The organism is Marinomonas polaris DSM 16579 (assembly GCF_900129155.1).
GTDB lineage: Bacteria > Pseudomonadota > Gammaproteobacteria > Pseudomonadales > Marinomonadaceae > Marinomonas > Marinomonas polaris.
Genome location: NZ_FQVF01000018.1, coordinates 92,926 through 117,007, shown reverse-complemented (window position 1 = coordinate 117,007; position 24,082 = coordinate 92,926). Strand labels below are relative to the sequence as shown.

The 24,082-nt window shown below is 40.7% G+C and carries 23 protein-coding genes; 15 read left to right on the top strand and 8 right to left on the bottom strand.

Features of this window, described 5'->3' with window-relative positions; genetic code table 11:
• The 4 genes from BUA59_RS17935 to zntR all read right to left on the bottom strand — a co-directional run.
• Positions 1–3,782: GLUG motif-containing protein (locus tag BUA59_RS17935; protein ID WP_072841045.1), on the bottom strand; the 3,782-nt coding region annotated here is incomplete at its 3' end.
• 10 nt (positions 3,783–3,792) lie between these two features.
• Positions 3,793–5,622 (bottom strand): ShlB/FhaC/HecB family hemolysin secretion/activation protein, encoded by a 1,830-nt coding sequence (locus tag BUA59_RS17930; RefSeq protein WP_084122528.1) that lies wholly within the window; start codon positions 5,620–5,622, stop codon positions 3,793–3,795.
• 106 nt (positions 5,623–5,728) lie between these two features.
• On the bottom strand, positions 5,729–6,745 hold the full coding sequence (locus BUA59_RS17925; protein ID WP_072841044.1) for a helix-turn-helix domain-containing protein: 1,017 nt from the start codon (positions 6,743–6,745) through the stop codon (positions 5,729–5,731).
• Between the two features lie 166 nt (positions 6,746–6,911).
• Positions 6,912–7,346 (bottom strand): Zn(2+)-responsive transcriptional regulator, encoded by a 435-nt coding sequence (gene zntR / locus BUA59_RS17920; RefSeq protein ID WP_072841043.1) that lies wholly within the window; start codon positions 7,344–7,346, stop codon positions 6,912–6,914.
• 184 nt (positions 7,347–7,530) lie between these two features.
• On the opposite strand from zntR, the gene BUA59_RS17915 reads away from it, so the two are divergent.
• From BUA59_RS17915 to trhA, 3 genes are all read left to right on the top strand, one after another.
• Positions 7,531–8,295, top strand: coding sequence for an undecaprenyl-diphosphate phosphatase (locus tag BUA59_RS17915; RefSeq protein WP_072841042.1), 765 nt, complete (start codon positions 7,531–7,533; stop codon positions 8,293–8,295).
• Between the two features lie 167 nt (positions 8,296–8,462).
• Positions 8,463–9,557 (top strand): amidohydrolase family protein, encoded by a 1,095-nt coding sequence (locus BUA59_RS17910; protein ID WP_084122526.1) that lies wholly within the window; start codon positions 8,463–8,465, stop codon positions 9,555–9,557.
• A gap of 108 nt (positions 9,558–9,665) precedes the next feature.
• Positions 9,666–10,325, top strand: coding sequence for a PAQR family membrane homeostasis protein TrhA (gene trhA, locus BUA59_RS17905; protein WP_072841040.1), 660 nt, complete (start codon positions 9,666–9,668; stop codon positions 10,323–10,325).
• Positions 10,326–10,368: 43 nt separating this feature from the next.
• On the opposite strand, the gene BUA59_RS17900 is transcribed toward trhA, so the two are convergent.
• Positions 10,369–10,767 carry a helix-turn-helix domain-containing protein gene (locus BUA59_RS17900; RefSeq protein WP_072841039.1) on the bottom strand — a complete coding sequence of 133 codons (399 nt, stop codon included), beginning with the start codon at positions 10,765–10,767 and terminating at the stop codon, positions 10,369–10,371.
• A gap of 162 nt (positions 10,768–10,929) precedes the next feature.
• Here BUA59_RS17900 and BUA59_RS17895 point away from each other — a divergent pair, with 162 nt between their 5' ends.
• The 4 genes from BUA59_RS17895 to BUA59_RS17880 all read left to right on the top strand — a co-directional run bounded on the left by BUA59_RS17895 (position 10,930) and on the right by BUA59_RS17880 (position 16,193).
• The gene (locus BUA59_RS17895; protein WP_072841038.1) at positions 10,930–12,093 is read left to right on the top strand and encodes an EAL domain-containing protein; all 1,164 of its coding nucleotides are present in this window, start codon (positions 10,930–10,932) and stop codon (positions 12,091–12,093) included.
• A gap of 253 nt (positions 12,094–12,346) precedes the next feature.
• Positions 12,347–13,966, top strand: coding sequence for a methyl-accepting chemotaxis protein (locus BUA59_RS17890; protein WP_072841037.1), 1,620 nt, complete (start codon positions 12,347–12,349; stop codon positions 13,964–13,966).
• 154 nt (positions 13,967–14,120) lie between these two features.
• A complete protein-coding gene (locus BUA59_RS17885) occupies positions 14,121–15,740 on the top strand; it encodes a methyl-accepting chemotaxis protein (RefSeq protein WP_072841036.1) in 1,620 nt (539 codons plus the stop codon).
• Positions 15,741–15,902: 162 nt separating this feature from the next.
• The gene (locus BUA59_RS17880) at positions 15,903–16,193 is read left to right on the top strand and encodes a YkgJ family cysteine cluster protein (protein ID WP_072841035.1); all 291 of its coding nucleotides are present in this window, start codon (positions 15,903–15,905) and stop codon (positions 16,191–16,193) included.
• A 39-nt stretch (positions 16,194–16,232) separates the two neighbouring features.
• Here the strand turns inward: BUA59_RS17880 and BUA59_RS17875 are convergent, their stop codons facing one another.
• Positions 16,233–16,610 carry a VOC family protein gene (locus BUA59_RS17875; protein WP_072841034.1) on the bottom strand — a complete coding sequence of 126 codons (378 nt, stop codon included), beginning with the start codon at positions 16,608–16,610 and terminating at the stop codon, positions 16,233–16,235.
• Between the two features lie 89 nt (positions 16,611–16,699).
• On the opposite strand from BUA59_RS17875, the gene BUA59_RS17870 reads away from it, so the two are divergent.
• On the top strand, positions 16,700–17,038 hold the full coding sequence (locus BUA59_RS17870; protein ID WP_072841033.1) for a thioredoxin family protein: 339 nt from the start codon (positions 16,700–16,702) through the stop codon (positions 17,036–17,038).
• A 21-nt stretch (positions 17,039–17,059) separates the two neighbouring features.
• Here the strand turns inward: BUA59_RS17870 and BUA59_RS17865 are convergent, their stop codons facing one another.
• Complete coding sequence (locus BUA59_RS17865; protein ID WP_072841032.1) at positions 17,060–17,329, bottom strand: hypothetical protein; 270 nt, start codon at positions 17,327–17,329, stop codon at positions 17,060–17,062.
• A 115-nt stretch (positions 17,330–17,444) separates the two neighbouring features.
• Between BUA59_RS17865 and BUA59_RS17860 the strand changes: the two genes are divergently transcribed.
• Entirely contained in the window at positions 17,445–18,392 is a 948-nt protein-coding gene (locus tag BUA59_RS17860) for an N-acetylmuramoyl-L-alanine amidase-like domain-containing protein (protein ID WP_072841031.1), read from the top strand.
• Positions 18,393–18,408: 16 nt separating this feature from the next.
• Here the strand turns inward: BUA59_RS17860 and BUA59_RS17855 are convergent, their stop codons facing one another.
• Positions 18,409–18,816 (bottom strand): DUF2721 domain-containing protein, encoded by a 408-nt coding sequence (locus BUA59_RS17855; RefSeq protein ID WP_072841030.1) that lies wholly within the window; start codon positions 18,814–18,816, stop codon positions 18,409–18,411.
• Between the two features lie 227 nt (positions 18,817–19,043).
• Between BUA59_RS17855 and paeA the strand changes: the two genes are divergently transcribed.
• The 6 genes from paeA to BUA59_RS17830 all read left to right on the top strand — a co-directional run bounded on the left by paeA (position 19,044) and on the right by BUA59_RS17830 (position 24,078).
• Positions 19,044–20,327: a polyamine export protein PaeA gene (paeA, locus tag BUA59_RS17850; RefSeq protein WP_072841029.1), complete on the top strand. Its 1,284-nt coding sequence runs from the start codon at positions 19,044–19,046 to the stop codon at positions 20,325–20,327.
• Between the two features lie 233 nt (positions 20,328–20,560).
• On the top strand, positions 20,561–20,701 hold the full coding sequence (locus BUA59_RS23910; protein WP_175550796.1) for a hypothetical protein: 141 nt from the start codon (positions 20,561–20,563) through the stop codon (positions 20,699–20,701).
• A gap of 459 nt (positions 20,702–21,160) precedes the next feature.
• Positions 21,161–21,466 (top strand): DUF883 C-terminal domain-containing protein, encoded by a 306-nt coding sequence (locus tag BUA59_RS17845; RefSeq protein WP_072841028.1) that lies wholly within the window; start codon positions 21,161–21,163, stop codon positions 21,464–21,466.
• Between the two features lie 17 nt (positions 21,467–21,483).
• Complete coding sequence (locus BUA59_RS17840) at positions 21,484–21,861, top strand: hypothetical protein (RefSeq protein ID WP_072841027.1); 378 nt, start codon at positions 21,484–21,486, stop codon at positions 21,859–21,861.
• Between the two features lie 3 nt (positions 21,862–21,864).
• On the top strand, positions 21,865–22,281 hold the full coding sequence (locus BUA59_RS17835) for a hypothetical protein (protein WP_072841026.1): 417 nt from the start codon (positions 21,865–21,867) through the stop codon (positions 22,279–22,281).
• A gap of 213 nt (positions 22,282–22,494) precedes the next feature.
• Complete coding sequence (locus BUA59_RS17830; RefSeq protein ID WP_072841025.1) at positions 22,495–24,078, top strand: ABC-F family ATPase; 1,584 nt, start codon at positions 22,495–22,497, stop codon at positions 24,076–24,078.
• Positions 24,079–24,082: the final 4 nt, after the last annotated feature.

The window sequence follows — 24,082 nt, the reverse complement described above, 5'->3', positions numbered from 1 at the left end:
TCCAGCGTCGCTGTTGTGTTGCCATCGTATGTTTTGTCATCGGCTGTAATGCCTGTAATGGCGGAGATAACCGCTTTGGCTATGTCCGCTGTGGTCACCGCCGTGGTGCTTGCTAAGGAATAGTTAGCGGCATCGTCGCCACTTAGAGTTAAACCGGAAACAGTAACGGTTTTATTTTCTCCTGCGTTTTTATTATCAAATTCTGCTGTTTGTGAAAAACTGACATCATCTCCTCTTATTATTCCTGACAAACTTCCATTTACGGTAACATCGGTATTGCCATCATAGACTTTATTATCTGCAGTATAGGTTGCGGTGATAACTTTCGGATCAATGGTCAGCGATCCATCTACATAGGAGATAATATAACCTTGTTGATTTGAATATAATCCAGATGGCGTTAAGGTATAAGTGCCGGTATTGTTAGCGCCTTGACTGGTTCCAGAATAATTTACAGTTCCTAAAAGATTACTATTTGGCGTAGTAGAGTAGGTTACGCCATTCGCTCCAGAATACGCACTTCCATCATAGGTTTTAGTTGCATCATTAGCTGTAACAGTTAACGTTGTCATAAAATTTCTTAGTAGTGGACGAGTATATCCTTCGTAGAGTATCCAGTCATTGGTGAAGTCAAAGCCTGTGTAAGTATCTTGGATAAAGGCATCAATTGTGCCTGTACTACTATAAACGCCTTTTAGATTTGTAATAGTGCCGCTATCTTGTCCAACACCAATTGTCCGTCCTGTGGTATCAATATCCCAGTAACTATTCGTGATTGTGCCACCACTATTGGCTGCAACCAGTCCCCCCACATAATAACGACCACTATTGACACTGCCTGTTGCATAGCTGTTTGTAATTGAACCCGCAGAGGATCCAGCCAAACCACCAGCATAATCATTAATGGTTGTGACTTGGCCTGTTGCATAGCTATTTATAATTTGGCTACTAGAACTGCCACTACTTCCAACTAAGCCTCCAACATAATTATTGCCATTTACTGTTCCTGTAGCGTAACTATTTTCAATTCCTCTTGCATTATACCCAACTAAACCTCCAATATAGTCGTTACCATCTACACTAGCAAAAGAGTAAGAATCTTTGATGGTAATGTTATTTTCACTTGAACCTATTAGCCCCCCAACACTGTCATTTCCCATTATTTTTCCTGTTGTGAAACTATTATTAATAGCACCATAATTCCATCCTACTAAACCACCGATATAATCTTTTCCTGTTATGTCTGCATTTATAAGTCCAATGTTCTTTATGGTTGAGCTAGAATCTAAAAATCCGAATAAGCCGATAAAGTCAGTGTTATCTCTATTGATAAAAAGATCAGAAATGGTATGTCCTACGCCATCAAAATTCCCCCTGAATCTTGTAGACTGGCTCCCAATAGAACTAAAACCACTACTGCTCCACATATCGCCGCTATAAATAATGTCGTTTGCTAAGGTGTATGATGCGGTTAAGTCCATCGCCATCAGTTGGAGTTGATGGTCATTAGAAATAGTAGTTGAGTATTCTGAGCGTAAGAAAGGACGGGTAGAGCCTTCAATCATGTACCAGCCATTTGTAAAATCAAAACCAGCGTAAATTGCTTCAGAAAAGGCATCTATTGTGTTTGTTGAGCTGTAAACACCAGTTATTCCAGATGAAATCCCGTACCCAACAGCATCAGTTTGCCCTGTACCATCTATATCCCAATAGACATTGGAAATTGAACCCTCCATCCTTCCTGCAAACCCACCCACATTATTACCATCGCCGGTTATTTTTCCTGTCGCATAAGAGTTTGAAACGGATCCACCTATTGAGCTAGTTCCAAAGAAACCACCAACGGCAGAATTACCACTAACGTTTCCTGTAGCATAAGCGTTTGATATTGTCCCGTCATTTCTTCCTATGAAACCTCCCGCCACACCATTGGTAGCTGTTGCGTTTGCTGTTGAATATGTGTTTGTAATGTTTCCCCTGTTGTATCCAGCAAGACCTCCGACAACTGAATAACCATTTATACTTCCTGTTGCATAAGAGTTTGAAACTTTGGTTGTGTTAGAGAGGTATCCTGCAAGACTGCCAACATTAGTATGACCCGTAATATCTGCGCCAAGAAGCCCAACATTTCGAATAGTTGAGTTTTCTGCACCTGCAAAGAGTCCTACAAAACCTGTTGTGTCTCTATCAATAAAAAGATTTGAGATGGTATGTCCAAGCCCATCGAATGTGCCAGTGAAGTTGTTCGTTCCATCGCCAAGCGGATCAAAACCTGCGTTGCTGTTCCATGCTGATGTGGCTGAAGCGTCGATATTCGCGCCGAGGACATAATTGCCGTTAAGTCCGCCATTAATACCTTGTAAGTCTGTTCCTGTGGTGGAACCTTCTGAACCGAGGCTTGTAATAACGGTATAAGTGATGGCGGCATCACTGCCTTTTTTCGTTTGGAATAAGCTTCCTGTCGCGAGGTTAACGGGTGCATTGATAGAATAGTCGCCTGTTGAGGTAGTTTGCGCGTATTGCAGCACTAGTCCATCGCTGGATGTGGTGCCTGTGCTTGTTAGTTCAGCATTGACGATGATGTCGTTATCGGCACGTAAGGTGAGGGTGTTAGTACTCCAATTAATAGAAGCGTCAACCGTAATATTGCCTTCGTCTGAACCTGCTCCCGCTGTGGTTATGGTGACATCACCTGTCGTCAGAGAGTTTTGTGTCGCCGTTGCCATGGCCGAATCTACGGTGATATTTACTGGGTCGATTAGCCATTCGCCGCCGTTGGTTGCTACTTTAAGATCCTTATCGATTTTAACCGTTGCCGCCGACGTTTCAACAAAATTAGCTTCAAGAGAACCAGAAGCAATGACTTCACCATTGCTCATATCGCCCAGCAATAAAATACGTCCGTTCTGGCTGGCGAGGGTATTGGCTTGAATCATCCCTGAGTTGTTTACCACGCCTTTTAGGACATCGGATGCGCCTTTAGCGGTTAGAATGGCGACGCCGCCATCGGTTTGAATTAAGCCTTTGTTTTCAACCAAGCTGGCAAGGGTATTGGCTTTTACCTCGACAGACAGCAAACCATCGCCATCAAAGTCGAGCAGAACATCGGTACCCGCCGCCAATGCTACGCTGGATACGGAATCCGATGACGTATTGTTAATAGAATTGCTGTTAATTGAACCTTCGTTGGTGACAGAAGGCGCAATCAGCGCGACAATACGGCCAGTAATATTCCCCTTATTGCTAATCGAGCCACCAATACCAGTGAATTGATACTTTCCAGAAAGAAAATTCTCGTTAGTGATGTCCAGTGTCGACGCGATAAAACCGCCTGTTTGTACGCTGCCCGATGCGCCTACGGCTACGCCATTGGGGTTGATCAGAAACACTTGGCCATTAGAGTTCAGGTTACCAAGAATTTGGCTAGCATCGTGGCCCACCACACGGTTGAGCGCCACGGATGACACACTGGGCTGATTAAAGGTGACCGAATTTCCAGCACCGACAGAAAAACTCTGCCAGTTGGCGATCATTTTATCGGTAGATTGATTAACTGTCATGGCCGAGCCATTCGAAGAAATAGACGCCGCACCAGACACAACCTGCCCACCAGTGGGTAAATTATCCGCAAACACCGGCATCGACAACAGGCTAGAAGCCGCCACCAGACTAACAAGCTTACGGCGAGCGGTTTTTTTACCGCCAGCATATTTTGCAGACTCGGACACAACTACCAAACAGCCGAGGGTTTTTGAATAAATGACTTTATAGATCTTGTTCATGGTTGTTTCCTCAGAATTTAGCCATGGCAGTTAGCCAAAATTGATGATGGTTTTTGCTGTTGTCTGCATTTTGGTCGGTGCTTGAGGAACGTCCCGGGTTGTCGCCTATTCCTTGTGCATAAGTAGCAGATAAATTGAAGAATTTATGGGTCCAAAGTGCCGATACGCCGGCGCTTGTAAGACTGTAATCATTACAACCGCAGGCAATGGTGGACGCGACGTCGTTTGGATTTTTGTTTACCCAGATATGTCCGGCATCGAAAAAGGTTGCAAACTGTAATTGACCCCATGATGTTGCTGTAGGAGCGTCGTAACGCAACTCAATAGTACTGATAGTTCCCATATCGCCCCTACCTTCGCCTATGGGCCAGCCACGTACGCTATAAGGACCACCTAAAGAAAAATCTTCTGAACTGTCGAGGTTTTTGTTAGCCCATTGTCCACGTACACGACCAAATAATGAGAATGTTGCGGGTAGTTTTTGTAATCTGGTGAGGCTGGCATTTACGCGCTGGAATTGTCCATTGGTTTTTAAACCGGCTTGATCGCTACTCAGTGCAGATTCGACTCCTGAAAGATCTAGATCACCATAACTCCATGCCGCCGACCAATAAGTGATTCCATTTCCCATAAAGCGATCACGTGAATCGCCAGCCAATTCGATTGTTCCTATCAGCGAGCGTTTATCCTGTAAATGTCCAGAGATACTGTCATCAACTAATGCTTTGGCATTTAGACTGCTATTAAGGTGTAAGTTGAAGTCTCGACTGCGAATAAGACTGTAATCTAATCCTAGGCCTAAAAAGTGAGCATAACCTTCAAGCTCTAGAGTTTTGCCTGTATCATCGATATTGTGATAATCGAGGTATCCGTAATTTGCCTGCGCGATGAAATCACTTACTCCGATAGGTGCACTAAATGAACTGTTGGCGAATGTCTGTCCTTCTGAGGAAACGATAGTCAGCTCTGTCAAATCACCGTGTCCAGATAAGTCTGTAAATGCAGCGCTGGCTCTAAATTGCTCGCGTCCTGTGCTGTATGAGCCAGAATTATCGACGGCAGCGGTTGCTGAAAAGATAGGTGCTTGTTTGACGTTTACAATAAGGTTGCTGGTGTTGGGTTCATTTCCTGGCGCTAGTCGAGCTTTTGCCGTGACGCCTGGGTGATCATTAATACGTAAGAGGGCTTCTTCTAGCTTAGACTTGGTCACTTGATCCGGTGAAATATAAGCATTCGCTATCGTTTGTAAACGCTCTTCATTGGCCCGTACTGATGTCGATCTATCGAAGGCAATGTTGCTTAAACGCCCATCAATAATCTGGAAAGTGATAGCTCCCTCAGTAATGTCTTGTTGTGGCAGTATGACGCTTGCTAATAGATGACCTTGTTGCTGTAGAGCCGATGTTATTGTATCGACGAGCGCTTGAATTCCCACGATACCGAGACGTTTCCCCATAACGTTGTTTGTAATCTGGGTGCGAACTTTTTCGGGTAATAACCTTGTTTTACCAGTAAAGCGTATTTCGCTAACAATAATAGTTTTACCAATTTCTGGTGTTTCTACTGTAGATGACTTTTGCTGTTCTTCTTCCGCCTGTGGAAAGGGGGTTAAACGCTGAATGTCTTGTTGATTTTGTTGTTCGCGTAAAAGAGAACCTGAGTCTTCCGCTTGTGCTGTGTAGAAAGGTGTAAATATCAAAATAGCGGTTGTTGCTGTGATTCGTTTACGCCCATGAGAAAGTGTAGACGGTTTGCCTAATGTGATGGCGCAGCTGGGTTTCTGTACAAACTTGGCGAATGTATTTTTCCAGAATGTATTTGTTATTACTGTTTTAAACATTGCCGCTCTGCTCTTTTATCGGAAAATTCTATCTAAGATACTTGGCAGGAATAAATGGGACTATCCGGTTTCCGCAAAAGTGCAAACAATGTTAATTATTGGTAAGTTAACGGTACTGTTTAGTGAGCGTAGCAGAGGGGGATTCGCTAAATACTTGTTTGTAATCAAGCGCAAAACGACCAAGATGTAAAAAACCAAAGCGCATAGCAAGGGCCGTCACTGTCGTGGTTTGAGGATCTGAAACAAGTAAAGTCGCACGTACTTGATTTAAACGACAAAGTCTAAGGTAGGCCAGAGGTGGCATATTGACGTAAGCACGGAAGGCATATTGAAGCGTGCGCTCAGATACGCCAACGAATGCACAAATATCCGCTATTGTTGGGATGATATCGGCGGCTAGTTTGTGTTCAACAAAGGCACGGGCCATACGGCAGGTATGGAAAGCGCGTTGCCGTTCTGTGGGTGAAGGGGGAGAGTCTTCAAGGTTGGTCGCTGTGACAATGTGTAGCACCTGCTGTAATAAACTATCGCTGACAATATTGTCATCGGCGATAATGCCTTTTGAACGAAGTGCTTCGGCCGTATTAAACCATAGATTTAATGCGGCCTTGAAATGAATAAACTGATCGGTTTTTAGTGAGACTAATTGTTGTGGGGGATTTTCCCACAAGGATGGATTGAGGATACGAGCATTATTTAGAAATGTTTCCTGACTTAAACTTACATAGTTGGTTTGAACACCTGTAGGGACAAAAATGTCGTACTCAGTTTGCTCAGGTAAAAAGAATAACGTATCGGAAATGTCTGTGCTTAGTTCGGTAAAGCGAAAATTTGGGTCAAGTGTGCAATAGGATATGGTGCAAAAGTTTGCAGGCGTTACCCCTACCTTTTGTACAGTCGCTAATTGTGACTCCCTAACAACCTGTTGACGGCCTAGATCAATGATATCCATCTTGGCTAACGTCTTGCCAGAGCTTAGCTGGTAGCATTCCATATTAGCCCAAGGTTGCATTGACGCTTGGATTGTCGCGTCTTCAACCGTCGCTGAATGTAGGTGTTTGTCAGTTATTGAATCAGCACTGTCAGCTTGTAGGTCGACTATTGTTCCTATTTTTTTATTCACCTCTGGCTTTCCTGAAAGATGTGTAAGTAATTATTTAATTATTATGATGCCATAAATATTAATATTTAATTTAGAAAGATAAATATATTATGGTTTATCGTAAGTTTTTTTCAAATGATTTAAATATTTTAAGTGGTTCGCTTTTTTAACTATTTCTTTGCTCGATTTAACTGTGCGAATGCTCATGGCGAACATTGTTTGTATTCGATTCTAGGGCTTCGAGTATGGTGCAATGCTCGGCACTTTCTTCACCACCGCAGCAGGCATCAGATAGGCGTTTGAGTGAGGTCTGAAAGCGAGTAAGTTCCGCAAGTTTTCTTTCGACGTCAGAGAGCTTTGTATCGACAAGGACTTTTACATCGGCACAGGCGTTGTCGGCTTTGTTTACTTCAATAGAAAGCAGCTCACGGATTTCAGCAAGGGTGAATCCGACCCCTTTTGCGCGCAAGATAAATTGCAGAATTTCTTTGTCTTTCTCTGTGTAAAGACGGTAGCCAGATTCAGACCGACTCGAAGGGCTGAGTAGGGCGTTTTTTTCATAAAATCGTAATGTGTCATTGTTTATGTCACATGCTTTAGCGAGTTCTCCAATGCGATACATATATTGCTCCTATTTATTTCCTCCTAGTATAAACCTTAGACTTAGATCCTAGGTCAAGATTTCTTATTGATCATTTTTTATTTTTCTTTCACCTAAGATGCTTTATATTGCTGGCGCAGTTTTTTATGCATTTGATTTTATTGTGTTGTTATTAGTAGTTGTAAATAGTGGAAGGTAGGTTTTAATGGATGTATTGCATAGTGTCATTCTCGGATTGGTAGAAGGAGCGACGGAGTTTTTACCTATCTCTTCAACAGGGCATCTGATTGTTGTCAGTCAATGGTTGGGAATGGAGCAGACGGAAGGCAATAAAGCGTTTGAAGTGATTATTCAGCTGGCTGCGATTTTAGCGGTTGTCGCGAATTATAAAGAGCGTTTTACATTTAAACATTTCCGTTTGTGGTGCCAAGTATTTGTAGCTTTTTTACCTGTCGCTATGGTTGGTTTTTTGTTTCGTCACCAAATAAAAGCCATGTTTTCGGTTTCTGTGGTGGCGACCATGTTTATTGTTGGTGGTGTGATTTTCCTGATGACAGAGAGATGGATCAAACATAAATCACCTAGTGTCGATAACTTGGACAACTTAAATTTCAAGCAAGCTCTGTGGATTGGTATTGCGCAAGTATTTGCGCTTATTCCTGGTACTAGCCGCGCAGGTTCAACCATTGTTGGTGCTTTGTTTGTAGGCTTAAGCCGAAAAGCGAGTGCTGAGTTTTCTTTCTTATTGGCGTTGCCTGTGATGATGGCAGCTTCTGGTTATGATTTGCTTTCAAACTACAAAGAATTTGCCGGCGAGCAATGGATGCCCTTGGTGATCGGCTTTGTGGTGGCTTTTCTAAGTGCTTTTGTTGTTATGAAGCTGTTTATGGCGTTTTTGGAAAAATTCACCTTTGTAGCTTTTGGCTGGTATCGTATTTTGTTTGGCGGGCTTTTGTTGTTTCTTGCTTAGTTAAGACCTTTTTAAGGAGTGAAATCTTGCAAAGGTCTCTTAATCTATACAAGAGCGTACATTGAAACATGATTTACATTGAATAGTGGTTTACACATAGAAAGGGATGTTTTGTAATGTCTCTTGCTGTCTGCCATTTATCATGTATTTAATAGGGAATGTTTGTCATGCGTCGTTGTTTTCCTTTCGCCATTTTGGCTTCTTTATTAGCGGCTGGTTGTGCTTCTTCTGATAACACGCCAGCAAATCGCTCTTTGGATTCCTTTAGAGGCACATCTGCCTGTTATGACAGAGAGACAGAGCCTTACACCTCTGTTGTAGATACGCATTTACATTACCGACCTTTTGATGGCCTGGCGATTCCTTTTAATGAGGTAAATGAATACTTGTCTCGCACCACGGTGCGTTTTGCCAATGTTTACGGTATTGGGCAAATGTTGCCAGCTAATTCATCCTGTTCTAATTACCTGAAATGCCCAGGAACACCAGTTTCTCCAACGATTCGTAATGATTTCGTTAATGCTGCAAACATGCTGGAATACAAACCTGACGACCTTCATCTTACTTTATCGATGACCTTCACTGATTTATCTAATCCAGAGCCGACTATTGAGCTAATGAAGCTTTATGAAAAGGAATACCCTGGTATGTTCCATTGGATGGGGGAAGTTAATTTGGTGAAACAAGCCCAATTTAATAATCGTCATAAGCCAGCAACGCCGAAAGATATTACTAAGTGGGCTGGTTTTATGGCGGAGTTAAGAGCCAGAGATTACCCAATTACGATTCATTCAGATATCGGAAACGATGCATCACCTACCTTGTATTTGCCTTTAATGGAGCAAGCATTAGCACTTTACCCTGAGAATAAAATAGTCTGGGCGCACATGGGCTTGTCTTATGAGCAAAAATCTATGAAGGCATCTGAGCATATTGCTATCTTGTCTCGTTTGTTAGATCAGTATCCCAATTTAATGCTGGATATTTCATGGCGAATTTTGGAGGACTATTACTTTAGTAAATCTGCTTATCGTCCTCAATATGTTGCTTTTATAAATCAATATTCGGATCGAATTTTGCCAGGATCTGACTTTGTTGCCTTTCGAGATAATAGCTTTAAGGTATATCAGCAGGAGCTGGAAGTAACGAGTCGAATACATCAATATCTAGATGACAACGCTTTTCGTAATATTGCCTTGGGGGAAAATTACTTTAAGTTATTAAACCTCGATTATCAGGCACCACAGATATGTAGCAAGTAGTGATATTTGATATGTTCTTGCAGTTTGCATAGTTTATTCGCTGTCTTTCGTTGTTAAATCGATCCACTTGTTCCATGCTTTTATAAGTGCATTTAGGAGGGGTTGTGTATGGGGAAGTATATTTCGACTGTGTCTAATCGAGGGCAGTCATTAGGTGAGGAAGTGGCAAATAGCATCAGCCATGGCTTGGGGCTGGTGGCTGCTATTGTCGGTACCCCATTCCTTATTCTGAGTGCAATCGACTATGCTGATGTGAGTTTTGTTGTTGGGGTAAGTGTTTTCTCCGGCACTATGATTTTGCTGTATTTGGCATCAACGCTTTATCATGCGATGCCAAGAGGCAAAGCCAAATACGTTTTTCGGGTGATTGACCATTCTGCTGTGTACTTATTGATCGCTGGGACTTATACACCTTTTATGTTGGGGGTTTTGGAAGGCGCATGGGGATGGTCTTTGCTTGCAGCTGTTTGGACGTTAGCACTTATTGGTGTTGGTCTTAAGGCATTTGGTAAAGCTTCCCATCCAGCTATATCCACTACACTTTATGTGGTGTTGGGTTGGCTTATTCTTATCGTAATTAAACCGCTTGTTTCCTTGATGGAGCCTAATGGTTTGCTGCTGTTGGTGTTGGGAGGTGTTCTTTACACGCTTGGAGTGGTATTTTTTGTTATTGATTCGCGTCTGCGCTATGGGCATTTTGTTTGGCATTTATTTGTTGTAGGTGGGACGGTTTGTCACTATTTTGCAATTTTTTATTATGGAGCTTAGTAATAGAAAGTTGAGTTACTGCTCTTTTGATTTTCTTAAATATTCATTGGCCTAGTTTTGTTTGCCATCTATGCAGTGTTTTTAACTGCTCTAATAACAAGGATTTGTTGTCTGGTGTCAGCTCGCTGAATAGTTTTAGAGCCACTTGTGTATCGTGGTTGAGCAGCAATTGGTTAATGTTCTCTTCTTTTTTTTCGTCATTCCCTTCTTGTTCTAAAAAATCCGAAATATTAGTTATTGGCTGTTCGCTGGCTGCATAGAGCACAGATGGCTTGGTATTGAGTGCTTTAGCTAGTTTTTGAAGTACTTTTTGGGACGGTTGCCTTAAGCCTTTTTCAATGCGTGAAACATTACTGGTAGCCATATCAGCCTCCAGTGCAATTTGTTCTTGTGTCATCTTACGTTGAATACGCAAAATTTTAATAACGTGGCCAATGTTCATGGCAAGATTATCTGTTTAATTTTGCCTATGTGGCAAAACCTGTGAGGCAATTCACTTGACACTATTTGCCATATAGGCAATATTGACGAACCTTTGTGTCTAAAAGACAAATAATTGATGGTGATCTGTGTTAATCGAAGCATGCAGTAGAAGGATTTTTTTGTGAAAACGGATAGTTTGAATACTGAGCGTGATTGGCAGGAGTTACAAGAAACGAATAGTCGCTTTATTGTGTTAGACAGTAATGATCTGATTGTTTCGTGTAATGACAAGGTAAAGCATGCTCGATTAGACTTACACAGAGAGGATATTCTTCCGTCAGATTGCTTCTGGCTAGACGCCGATCAACGTACATTTTGCTTTAATGAATTCAAAGAAATTGCTGGAAAAGAAATCAAGCTTCTATTTATGCCGAGTGGCTCCGAAGCTCGTAGAGTGAAAGTGCTGGTAGAAGCGTTTCAGTTATTCAATCAACAATATTACAGCCTCCTTATCCAGGACGAACATGTAGAGTTTGTCCAGAACGAGTATGTAGAATTTGATCAGGGCAAAACACATCCATTTTATGGCATGGCTCAGGCGTTAAGTGCTGATTTGAAAAACAGTCTGTTAGAGCTGCACTATCAACCTCAGATAAATACTGTTGATAACAGTCTTTATGGAGTGGAAGTCTTAGCTAGATGGACTAGCGATGAATTTGGAAGTGTTACACCTGATCGCTTCGTTGCTCTTGCTGAAGAATTTGGGCTAATTGCTGAATTAGATTTATGGGTATTACGCCAATCATGTCTACAATTAGCTTCATGGCGAGATAGAGGAATTCATATTCCTATGATTGCTGTTAATTTCTCCCCTCTCAGTTTTAATTATCCTAGCCTAAAAAATGAGATTCAAGCCCTTCTTGATCAGACTGGTCTTTTGGCTTCTAGCTTGGTGATTGAAGTCACAGAAAGTAAGAAAATAAAGACATCAGATCTTTTCATTGATGCAATTAATGACCTTCATTCAATTGGCGTAATTATTTCCTTAGATGATTTTGGTACAGGATATTCTAATTTAAAAAGGCTTCTGAAGTTTCCAGTATCTCAATTGAAGTTAGATAGAGCTTTTGTTAGTGACTTACCGAATAAGCTTTCTAAAGAGCTCAGTGCAGTAGTGCTTTCTATTAGTAAAAAAATAGGTGCTGTAGCGATAGCAGAAGGTGTTGAGACTCAGCAGCAGCTGTCTTGTCTAAAAAGTATGGGTTACGAGGTTGTTCAGGGTTATATATTTTCTCCCCCTTTATCTAAATCTGAACTAGAACATTGGTTTTATGCTGTGGAATAAATTAGAAAATCACTGATTGAAAAACATTTATTTTAAATTAATTTTGTCTTTACAAAAGTATACATTATTTATCTGATGGGTTTTTCTATTTTATTTATTTTATTATGTATTTACAAATCTACACATTTTTATTTTTTTCTTCTTGATATGTTTAATTTGAATAAAATAATTGTTTAATCTTTTAGCACTTAATATTCATTAGTTGTTTCTGATGTGTTGTGCTTTTAAAACGGAAATTTTAAGAGGAATAGAAATGTTACGGAATGTAAGTATTAGGTCTCGCCTGTTATTGGCTTTTTCGGGTGTTATTTTTTTGATGGTTTTGTTGGGAGGTGTTGCCATCTCTTCTATGGGGAAAATCCGAGCAAATTCAGAAATGATTGAAACGAATATTTTGCCAGCGATTACAAGCTTAGGCGACGTTAATAGTAACTTGATGCGAGTTAGGATTTTTACCTTAAGACTGCTGAATGATACTAGTGAAGAAGATAAAAAAAGTACCTTGGCTGCGCTTGAAAATATTAAAAAAGAAGTTGCTAAATATCGATCAGAATATGAAGCGACTATTTATTTAGATAGTGAACGTGGCTTGTTTGAAGAGTTTAAAAAGGCAGAATTAAATTATTATAAATTGCAAGATGATGTTTCTTCCTTATCAATGCAAGGAAATAAAGATGCTGTATTGGTTTTAGTGCCAGATATGAATCACGCAGCTGATAGTATGGTGCGACTACTGAAAGAAATCGTAGTTGCCAATCAAAAAGGCGCAGATGAAGCCAGTATGGACTCTGAAAAATCATATGATGAAGGCTTTATTTTGATTAATATTGTTATCGCCATAGCTGTAGCTATGGCGATAACTATTGCTTTAGTACTATCAAAGAGTATCAATGCACCGTTAAATGATGCTGTTATTTCAGCAGAAGAGATTGCTAAGGGAGATCTTACGCAGTTAATTACTGCGCAAGGAAATGATGAATTAACGCGTTTAACCAGTGCATTAAAAGCGATGCAGGGTAATCTACGAGAAGCGATTATCCACATTGGCGATTCATCGAGTCAGTTAGCATCAGCGGCAGAAGAATTAAATACGGTTACGGAAAGTTCGTCGAATGGATTGATGTTACAAAATGAAGAAATCCAACAAGCTGCAGCGGCTATTACTCAGATGAGCTCTGCGGTAGATGAGGTGGCTCGAACTGCGCAGCAAACTTCTGAGGCTTCAGCAGATTCGGCTAAGTTGGCTGCCGAAGGTAAAGCGCGTGTAGGTGATACGACGGCCGTTATTCTTGATATGAATAAAGAAATGACGACCAGTACCCGAGTGATTAACCAATTGGCTGAACAAGTTGCATCGATTGGTCAGATTCTTGACGTGATTCGTGCTGTTGCAGAACAGACCAATTTGTTGGCTCTAAACGCAGCTATCGAAGCAGCGCGTGCCGGTGAAGCGGGTCGAGGATTTGCGGTAGTGGCGGATGAAGTAAGAAGTCTTGCTCATCGAACTCAAGAATCTACTGGTGAAATTGAAACCATGGTTCGTCAAGTTCAGCTTTCAGCAAATGAAGCCGTGTCTTCAATGGAAAGCACGAGCCAAAAAACCAATCAAGCTCAAACGGTTGCGGCTGAAGCGGCGAAGGCGTTGGAGCAGATTACTGCACGTATTATTGCGATTAGTGATAGTAACCGTGTTATTGCTAGTGCCGCAGAGGAGCAGTCTAATGTTGCGAAAGAAATTGATGGCAACATCACGACCATTAGTGATTTGGCTGCGCAAACAGTGGTTGGTGCAAACCAAACTAGTGCAAGTACAGCAGAATTAACTCGATTAGCCATTGAGTTAAATGAATTGGTGGTTAAATTTAAGGTATAAATTTTAACTGTTAGTTTTTTAGGTTTAATTTAAAATATATTTTTGATCTAGTTTGGTAAGTTTATATTCCATTAATAACTTCCAAACTAGATTAAAAAGATGTTTTTTTTGTGATAAAGTAATAAGGGTTTTTTTCTTTAAAAAGGATGGTAAAATGTTAAGGAAAATCAATATCAGGTCACGTTTAATGATGGCCTTTACTATAATTATATTTTTACTGGTTTGTCTAGGTGGCGTTACTATGTCAGCTATGAAAGACATTCGAGCTAATTCTGAGATGATTGAAACGAATATATTGCCTGCTATTACAAGCCTAGGTGATGTGAATAGTAATTTAATGCGAGTGAGGATTTTTACTTTAAGATTACTGAATGAGACTAATGAAGGTGATAAGAAAGCAACCTTAGTCGAACTTGAAAATATAAAAAAAGAAGTAGGAAAATACCGATCAGAATACGAATCAACTATTAACTTAGATAGCGAACTGCATTTATTTGAAGAGTTTAAAAAAGCAGAAGAAAGTTATTATAAATTACAAGGCGATGTCTCTTCGTTATCTATACAAGGTAATAAAGAAGCGGCTTCAGCTTTAGTGTCTGATATGAATAGTGCGGCTGATAATATGGTGCGTCTACTGAGGGCACTTGTAAAAGCTAACCAAGAAGGTGCGGATGAGGCCAATTCAGATTCGGTAAGAGAATATGATGCAAGCTTCACACTAATTATCGTTATTATTGGAGCTGCCGCCGCAATAGCATCGACCATTGCGGTTGTCCTTTCTAAAAGTATCAATACTCCATTACAGGATGCTGTTATCTCAGCAGAAACCATTGCCAAGGGGGATTTGACTCAACCAATTACAGCACAAGGAAATGACGAATTAACGCGTTTGACTAATGCTTTAAAAGCAATGCAGGGTAATCTACGAGAAGCAATTATTCATATTGGCGATTCATCGAGTCAGTTAGCATCAGCGGCAGAAGAATTAAATACGGTTACGGAAAGTTCGTCGAATGGATTGATGTTACAAAATGAAGAAATCCAACAAGCTGCAGCGGCTATTACTCAGATGAGCTCTGCGGTAGATGAGGTAGCTCGAACTGCGCAGCAAACTTCTGAAGCATCAGCAGATTCAGCTAAGTTGGCAGCCGAAGGTAAAGCGCGTGTAGGTGATACGACGGCCGTTATTCTAGATATGAATAAAGAAATGACGACCAGTACCCGAGTGATTAACCAGTTGGCTGAACAAGTTGCATCGATTGGTCAGATCCTTGACGTGATTCGTGCTGTTGCAGAACAGACCAATTTGTTGGCTCTAAACGCAGCTATCGAAGCGGCGCGTGCTGGTGAAGCGGGTCGAGGCTTTGCGGTAGTGGCGGATGAAGTGAGAAGTCTTGCTCATCGAACTCAAGAATCTACTGGTGAAATTGAAACTATGGTTCGTCAAGTTCAGCTTTCAGCGAATGAAGCCGTGTCTTCAATGGAAAGTACGAGCCAAAAAACCAATCAAGCTCAAACGGTTGCGGCTGAAGCAGCGAAGGCGTTGGAACAAATTACTGCACGTATTATTGCGATTAGTGATAGTAACCATGTTATTGCGAGCGCAGCAGAGGAGCAGTCTAATGTTGCAAAAGAAATTGATGGCAACATCACGACCATTAGTGATTTGGCTGCGCAAACGGTGGTTGGTGCAAACCAAACCAGTGCAAGCACAGCGGAGTTGACTCGATTAGCCATTGAGCTAAATGAGTTGGTAGTTAGATTTAAAGTATAGTTTTAGCTATTAGGTTTTACGCTTTTTTATCGATCTGGTTTGGTAGGTTTGTTTTTCATCAATATCTTCCAAACTAGATCACGTGTATATTGCTCCCTTCTGTGTTGGCTTGGTTCGCGAAATCGGGCAAAATTTTCTCTTCTTGGTAATCCGTCGTTATTTATGAATATCGCTCTCAAAAATATTGCTGAATCAGATGTTACTTGCTCTAACTGCCAAGCTTGCTGCTGTCGTATGGAAGTGATGATTATTAGTGATACTGGTGTGCCAGACAAACATGTATCGGTAGATGAGTGGGGAGGAGAAACCATGCTTAGATTAGATGATGGTTGGTGTTCGGCTGTCGATAGAGATACTTTTTTATGTACAATTTATGAAAATCGTCCATGGATTTGTCGTGAATTCGAAATGGGCTCTGACGAGTGTCGAGAAGAGTTTAATGTTATCAGGTAGTAACTGAACTGATAGCGACTACCTGATGCGATTAAATGATCAAAGTTTATACAAAGCGCAAAGCTTATTGCCGGATGGATCACGTAAATAAGCTAAATACAGCTTAATACTGCCCATTTCACGAATGCCTGGTAGATCTTCACAAGTGGTCCCACCGTTTGCTATGCCCGCTGCATGCCATGCATTGACAACTTCTTCAGATTTTGCTGAAAATCCTATTGTGCTGCCATTTCCGTGACACGCTGCTTCGCCGTTAATAGGTTTTGTAATGGCAAACGAACCTGTATCTGTGCGATAAAAACATCTTCCTTTTGGATCGACAAAGCCTTCGCCGTAGCCAAGCGTTTTAAAAGTAGCATCGTAAAATGTTTTTGAAGCTTGTATGTCATTAGCGCCTAGCATAACGTGACTGAACATGGTGTCTTATCCTTACCTTATTATTATTTAGTAATGCTTTATCTCATATAGACGTGATTTGTTCAAACATTGAAGAGAGGGCTTTTTTGATGCACGCAACGCAAATAGGGTTTAATCCAGAATATAAAGAAGAATCCCCAAGTCTTGATGAGATCAATAGCCTAAAAGGCATGGCTATTTTGGAGTTTGGTGCGCCTTGGTGTGGCCATTGTCAGGCTTCACATGACTCGGTCGAAGAAGTAATGAAGGAAAATCTAGAGCTAACTCATATTAAGGTGTTTGACGGTAAAGGAAAGCGGCTAGGTCGCCAATTCGGCGTAAAGCTTTGGCCTACATTAGTTTTGCTTCGAGATGGGCAAGAAGTTGCTCGCATTGTGCGTTTTACATCGGTTGATGAAATTCACGAGTTGCTGGACTCAAATGTTTAAGCTGTAAGTAGATCGGATTGTTTAGACTGTTATGTCGATGAGGCGGCCAATGGTCTTATCGGAAGTATCTAGAACTTTGGCATTCGCTTGCGCTTCTAATACACTGCTTTTTGCTTCTATCAAGCCATCTTGAATAGGAGAGCCGTAAAGTCTAGAGTTTTGGGCGGAAGCGGGCTGGCTCAATGTTTGAGTCGACGCATCGGCTACTTTTTGGCTTGCTTGATCTAGCTTGTCTTGGCTACGCTGTAGACCTTGTTGGCCATAAATAAATGACGAGTTATTGATTTGCATTGTCGAGCCTTTATTTCAAATTATCAGTTGAGTCTAGCACAATAGGGCGATTGTTTTTTAAACAAGGATTGTTTTTTTATGTTTCAAATTGAAAGCTGTATGAGCAGGAATGTGTATGAAGGGTAGTTTTAAAAAGGCGGTTGTTGCTAGTACGCTTATTCTTTTCTTGTCGCCTGCTATGGCTATTAATGCACTTGATTCGACGAATAAAGTGCTTTTCTATAAAATAATAGATGATAACTCTACTAAACTTTCCTCTTCTTCAGCTTCGACTCATGCAGAAAAAATAGATACTTTGAGTCGCACTTTACTTGGTTCTGAGTATGTAGGTGGTAGCGTTGGGGAAGGAGAACAAGGGAAATATGATAAAGACCCTCTTACTCGTTTTGATGTATTTGATTGTACTACCTATGTTGAAACGGTATTGGCTGGTGCTATGTCATCCACTTCTGAAGCATTTAAAGCAAACTTGATGCGTTTGCGTTACAAAGATGCAAAAGTTTCCTTTGTGACGCGAAATCATTTCCCTAGCTTAGATTGGTTTCATAATAATCAAGCTATTTTGCAAGATATAACGCCAGATGTTGCTAATGGTGGTGCTCGAGTTGCAAAGACGATTGTCGATAAAGCCGCCTGGTATCAACGTATTAGCAGTGATGTGATTCATTGTGATGCAGAATTTTCCCGCGATTGTCGAGAGTTATTGGCTCAGTTGCATGCAGAAGGAAAGGCTTTTGTTCCAGAACCGGCTTATTTGCCTTATGTTCCTTTAACTGAATTGTTTCTTGGCAGTGATCGGCACGTTAACCAAGAGGTATTAGATCGTATTCCTTCCGGCAGCGTGATCAGTATGGTTCGCCCTGATTGGTCATTAAGACAATATATTGGTACGAATATGAACGTCTCACACCAAGGGCTTGCTATTCGCAAAAATGGCACGCTGTTTCTTCGGCATGCCAGCTTAACCCATAAAAAAATAGTGGACGAAAACTTCGCCGAATATTTTTCGCAGTATTCTGCTAGCTCTTCTTTGAAAGGATTTAATGTTCAAATTTTAAGATAGCGAAGCCTGATTGGCTCTATTTTTTTCGATTTTGTTTTTTAAAATTGGTACTAAAGTGTTGCAAATGTACTTCTAAGGCATCGCAAGAGATCGTGATCTCTCTGACAGATAGATACAGAGAATACATCAGGCAAATAAGGCTAGCACCAAAAATGTAACTGCCTATTTGTTGGTACTCAAGATAGATCGCCATCATGGATAATACACAAAGGAAAAAGCTGATAACACCGGCTTCCTGCATGCGTCTTATCAAATAAATTCGCTTACGTAAGTTGGTTATTTGCTCTGTAATGTTTGCGTCTTCTAGCTTTGGGTCAAAGTTACGAATAATCGAGGCCAGTGTCACAAAGCGGTTGGTGTAAGCCAATAGCAACAGTGAAACCGCAGGAAACAACATGGCTGGTGTAGTGAGTGTGATAATCATGGTCAACCTTGTGAATTAATAGATGTTTTTAATACTGTTTAATTGCTTTATTCTACGTCTTCGTAAAGGTATTTAGTATTGCATTTTACCCTTCTGAAAGTATAAAAAATAAGCGTTGTATCGACTCAACTTCCTTCTATAATGCGCTTATATTTATATATTTTGCCCTAGGAATAGAATATTCCTGCCCGCGTTTGAGTTAGCATTTTCGTAAAAGAGAGAAAGAAATGAGTGATATGTTTAGTATTGGCTTATTGATTATTGCCAGTGCATTGTTTGCTATGTCTGAAATAGGCATGGCGGCCGCGAGAAAAATTAAATTGCGCGTCCTCGCTGACGAGGGCGATGTTAAAGCGCAAGCTGTTCTTACCTTGCAGCAAAAGCCGGGTGCTTTTTTTGCTATGATTCAAATCGTACTAAATGCGATTGCTATTTTGGGCGGTATTGTGGGTGAGCAAGCGCTTACACCATATATAAAGCAAGTGGTAAACTTGCTTTATTCTGGACCCTTATTGGATCAAGTCAGCTTTGTCTTTTCTTTTCTTTGTTTAACATCACTGTTTATCTTATTTGCCGATCTGTTACCTAAGCGTTTGGCGATGATTATGCCTGAAGCCGTAGCAATTCGAATGGTTACGCCTATGCTTTGGGTGACTTTCTTATTAACCCCCGTGGTTTTTTTGTTTAATGGTTTTACCAATTTAATTCTACGTTTGTTTAATGTGCCTATTGAGCGCCAAGAAGTTGTTACCACAGAAGACATTGTCGCCATGATGGACGCTGGTGCTGAAGATGGTAGTTTGCAGAGTCAAGAGTATCAGCTTATTGGTAATGTGTTTGAATTAGAAACTCGAAACATTTCTAGTACCATGACGCCTCGTGATCAAATTATCTATTTTGATATTGATGACAGTAGTGAAGAAATCAGCCAGAAGATTATCGATCATCCACATAACGATTTTCTAGTCTGTAATGGTAGCTTAGACAAAATCGAAGGTATTATTGAATCGAAAGAAATATTACGTTTGGTACTAAAAGGTGAGCCGGCGCAAATTAAACCGGAAAAAGTTGATAAAGAAGTATTTTATCTGCCGGAAACTTTGACGCTTTCCGAGGCTCTCAACGCATTCAGAGTGGCGCCACAAGCTTTTGCTGTCATTGTAAATGAATACGCGACTATCGTAGGTATCGTGACAGTGAAAGATTTATTGGGTGGCTTTATGGGCGGTTTATTAACACCGCATGATGAAGAGCAAATTGTACAGCGTGATCCGAACTCTTGGTTGATTGAAGGGTTAACGCCGATTAATGACGTGATGCGCAGTTTGAGTATAGAAGAATTTCCTGACCGAACTCAGTATGAAACACTTGGTGGCTTTATTACGTACAGCTTAAAACGCTTGCCTAAGCGTACAGATTTTTTTGTCTATGAAGGCTACAAGTTTGAAGTACTGGATTTGGAAGGCGTGAGAGTCGAGCAGCTATTAGTAACGCGGATGAAAAAATCATGACACTTTTTCTATCATTGTCTTGCTAGAGTACCAATCTCCTTAAAGCATTCATATAGTGTTATTTTTAGGCGTATTAGAGTGTTTTTTACCTCATATAAGAACTATACGTCAAGAAACTAAAGGATAGTTCGAGTAATAGGGAAATAGACTTTCTTTAGGGGTTGCTGACGTACCCTTTAGTTTTTCAATGCTAGCATGATATTTCCAAAATCATGAAAGATAAGGAAGCTTAGATGTCTCGTTTAATTAAAAAATTGATTAACGTACAAGTGTTTAATAGACGCGCTGAACCCCTTGAAGATATTGAAACAGTAAGTAATTCTGATATGGATGAGTGGAAAGGGTGGGATGCCTGGGTCGATATTAAAAAATAAAGTTTCTTCTGCCCCATGTTCGAAAAATATATGAACTCGGAATAAACGCAGAGTGGTCGTTATGAGTCGATTCTAAAAGGGCAAAAATGTACTAAATAGTATGTTTTTGCCCTTTTTATTATCAACATATTCAAAAAAAATGATGCTTCTATTCATTTTAGAGGGTCGCCCTTAGTTATTTATAAGATGTTTCATTCTTTAAAGATCAACCATAAATAAAGGAAAGATGATGCGTTTTGCTGACTGTATTTGACCATCATAAATTAACCAAGTAGTGTAAATAGCGGAATGTAAGGGGGCTTTCTTGTTCAGTTTTTTTATATCTCTACTATAACTAATACAAGAAACTCTATTCTTACCTTATTTGTAATGCCCACTAAGCGCTATAAGCTTAGTTAGTTTTTTTGTCGCTAGATTGGCGTTGAAAAGTTAATTTTAATTCTAAAAGGAGAATAAAGAATGGCTACAACAACCAAAAGTACGACCCAAGCAAAAGCACATGAAAAAGTAGATAGTGTTGCTGAAGCGGCTCATAAAGGAGTAGATGGTGCTGCTGAAATGAAAGAGCACAGCCAAGAGCGCATCGAAGAAGTGGCTCACCAAATCAGTGAGCAAGCACATAAAATCGCGGATACTGCAAAAAACCAATCTGAAAAAATATCTTCAGCAGTTGGTGAATATGCTAAAGAACATCCTGTTAAAACCATTGGTATTGCGTTCTTAGCAGGTGCGCTAGCTGCTAGTTTCTTATGTAAACGTAAATAAGCATGGAAACCGTATAGATGGAAACACCACAGCACTCTGATTCACCGCAAAAAAAATCTGACTTGGATGATGTGATTGATACTCATAAAAGTTGGTTAAAGAGTGTATTGGGGCTTGGAGCATTAGAAGCGAAGTTATGGGTGACGTCCAGTGCCCAGCTCCTTGCCTTAATGTGTGGTGTGATCTTCCTATTGCTTACTACTTGGTTATTAATTATCGCCAGCAGTGCCGCGATTGCATGGAGCTACGGATTTTCTCTTGCTGGTATTTTGTTAACCGCTACCTTAGTGACCTTCTTAAGCTCCATCGTCTTGCTTTATTTTGTGAAACGAACATTGAAAAGCATGGATTTTACTCGTACTTTGGATGCCATTATTCCAACTGATGAGGAGTAGGATATGTTTGGTCTTAAACAAATGCACCAAAAGCGAGAGCGCCTTTATTTGCGTACTCAGGTTTTGGAAAAACGTGCCAAATTGTCACGTGATAACGCTGTTGATAATATTCTAGACAAAGCGACTAGCCCGACAGGGTTGATTGCTAGCTTTGTTTTAGGTGCAAGTACACAGCTAGATATCACTAGAAAGGCCAGAAAAAATTTGCTTAATGGCGCTAGCCGAGATGTATTAAGCTTTTTAGTAGCACAAGTTTCTGCTTATGTGGCAAACAGTACCGCGCAAATGAATGCGTCTGCAGAAAGCACGCCCTCTAAAGGTGAAGAGCAAACTACTGCTTCACAACAACCTCATTCTGATGAAGAAAACCTCTCCCAAGAAACACCTTCTGCCGCACCAAAAGATACTGGCACTTTATAAGACAGCATCGATCATGCACCGTGATTGAGCGTTGTGAGTTCGTTTAATAAACAATCATTGCTAATACACTCACTTGTTCAAAAAAACGACACTTAATCCTCGACTTTAGAGCCTTAAGTCTCTATATTCGCCCATCTTTGTGTTTGTCATTTGACCCTGCTTTTGTGGTCTGTATGAACGTTTTTCTTTTCTCTCTGTTTAGGGCTTTTTCCTTTGATCTCCACGGCTAATATCACCATGCAATTTGGCGCAACGCCATTGTTTGAAAACATCTCTGCAAAATTCGGTAACGGCAATCGCTATGGCTTAATTGGCGCGAACGGATGTGGCAAGTCTACCTTCATGAAAATCCTTAGTGGGGCGCTGACGCCAACGTCTGGTAACGTTTCTATTACTCCAGGTGAAAAAGTCGGTACCTTGAGTCAGGATCAGTTTGCTTTTGAAGAATATACTGTTGTTGACGCCGTTATTATGGGGGATGTGGCGCTTTGGAAAGTCAAACAAGAGCGTGATGCCATTTACTCTAAGCCAGAAATGAGCGAAGAAGATGGTATGCGCGCGGGTGAGCTAGAAGCGGAATTCGCCGAGATGGATGGTTACAGTGCGGAAAGTCGAGCAGGTGATATTCTATTAGAAGCGGGAATCGTAGAGGAATTTCATTTTGGCCTAATGAGTCAAGTTGCACCGGGTTGGAAACTTCGTGTTTTATTAGCACAAGCCTTGTTTGCTAATCCTGATATTTTGCTATTGGACGAACCGACCAACAACTTGGATATCCATACCATCAACTGGTTGGCTGGTGTGTTGAATCAACGTAAATGCACCATGATTATCATTTCCCATGACCGTCACTTTTTAAACTCTGTATGTACTCACATGGCAGACATCGATTTTGGTGAATTGCGTATTTACCCTGGTAACTACGAATACTTCATGGAAGCCTCGTCTTTGATTCGCGAACAGTTATTAACTGAAAATGCGAAGAAAAGTGCGGAAATGGACGATCTTCAAGCGTTCGTGAATCGCTTTTCTGCTAACGCATCAAAAGCAAAACAAGCCAGTTCTCGCGCTAAGAAATTAGAAAAAATTGAATTATCAGAAGTGAAACAGTCAAGCCGAATGACACCATCGTTGTCTTTCAAACAGGACAAGAAACTTCATCGTCATGCTTTGATTTTAGAAGATATTGGCCACGGCTATGATGAGTTACTTTTTTCTGGTGGTAGTATTATTTTAGAAGCGGGTTCTAGACTGGCTATTATTGGTGAAAACGGCGCAGGTAAAACTACTTTCTTACGTTGTTTGATGAAAGAACTAGATGTAAAACATGGCGAGATTAAATGGGCTGAAAACGCCGTGATAGGTTACTGCCCACAAGATAGCACTGATGATTTCGACTGTGATTTAACCTTGTTTGATTGGATGTCCAAATGGCGTACCGTTAAACATGACGACCTAAAAGTACGAGCGATGCTTGGGCGTTTGTTGTTCACTGCAGACGATTTCAACAAAAAAGTACGAGTATGTTCTGGTGGTGAGAAAAACCGCTTATTGTTTGGTAAGTTGATGATGATGGACTTAAACGTCTTAGTTATGGATGAGCCAACAAACCACATGGACATGGAAGCCATCGAAGCCTTAAACAATGCCTTGTTAGATTTTGACGGCACGCTGATTTTTGTAAGTCACGATAGAGCGTTCGTTTCTTCATTGGCGAACCGAGTGATTGAAATTAAAGGACAAAAAGTCGTTGATTTCCAAGGCACATACGATGAGTACCTTGCTCACCAAGGCTAATATC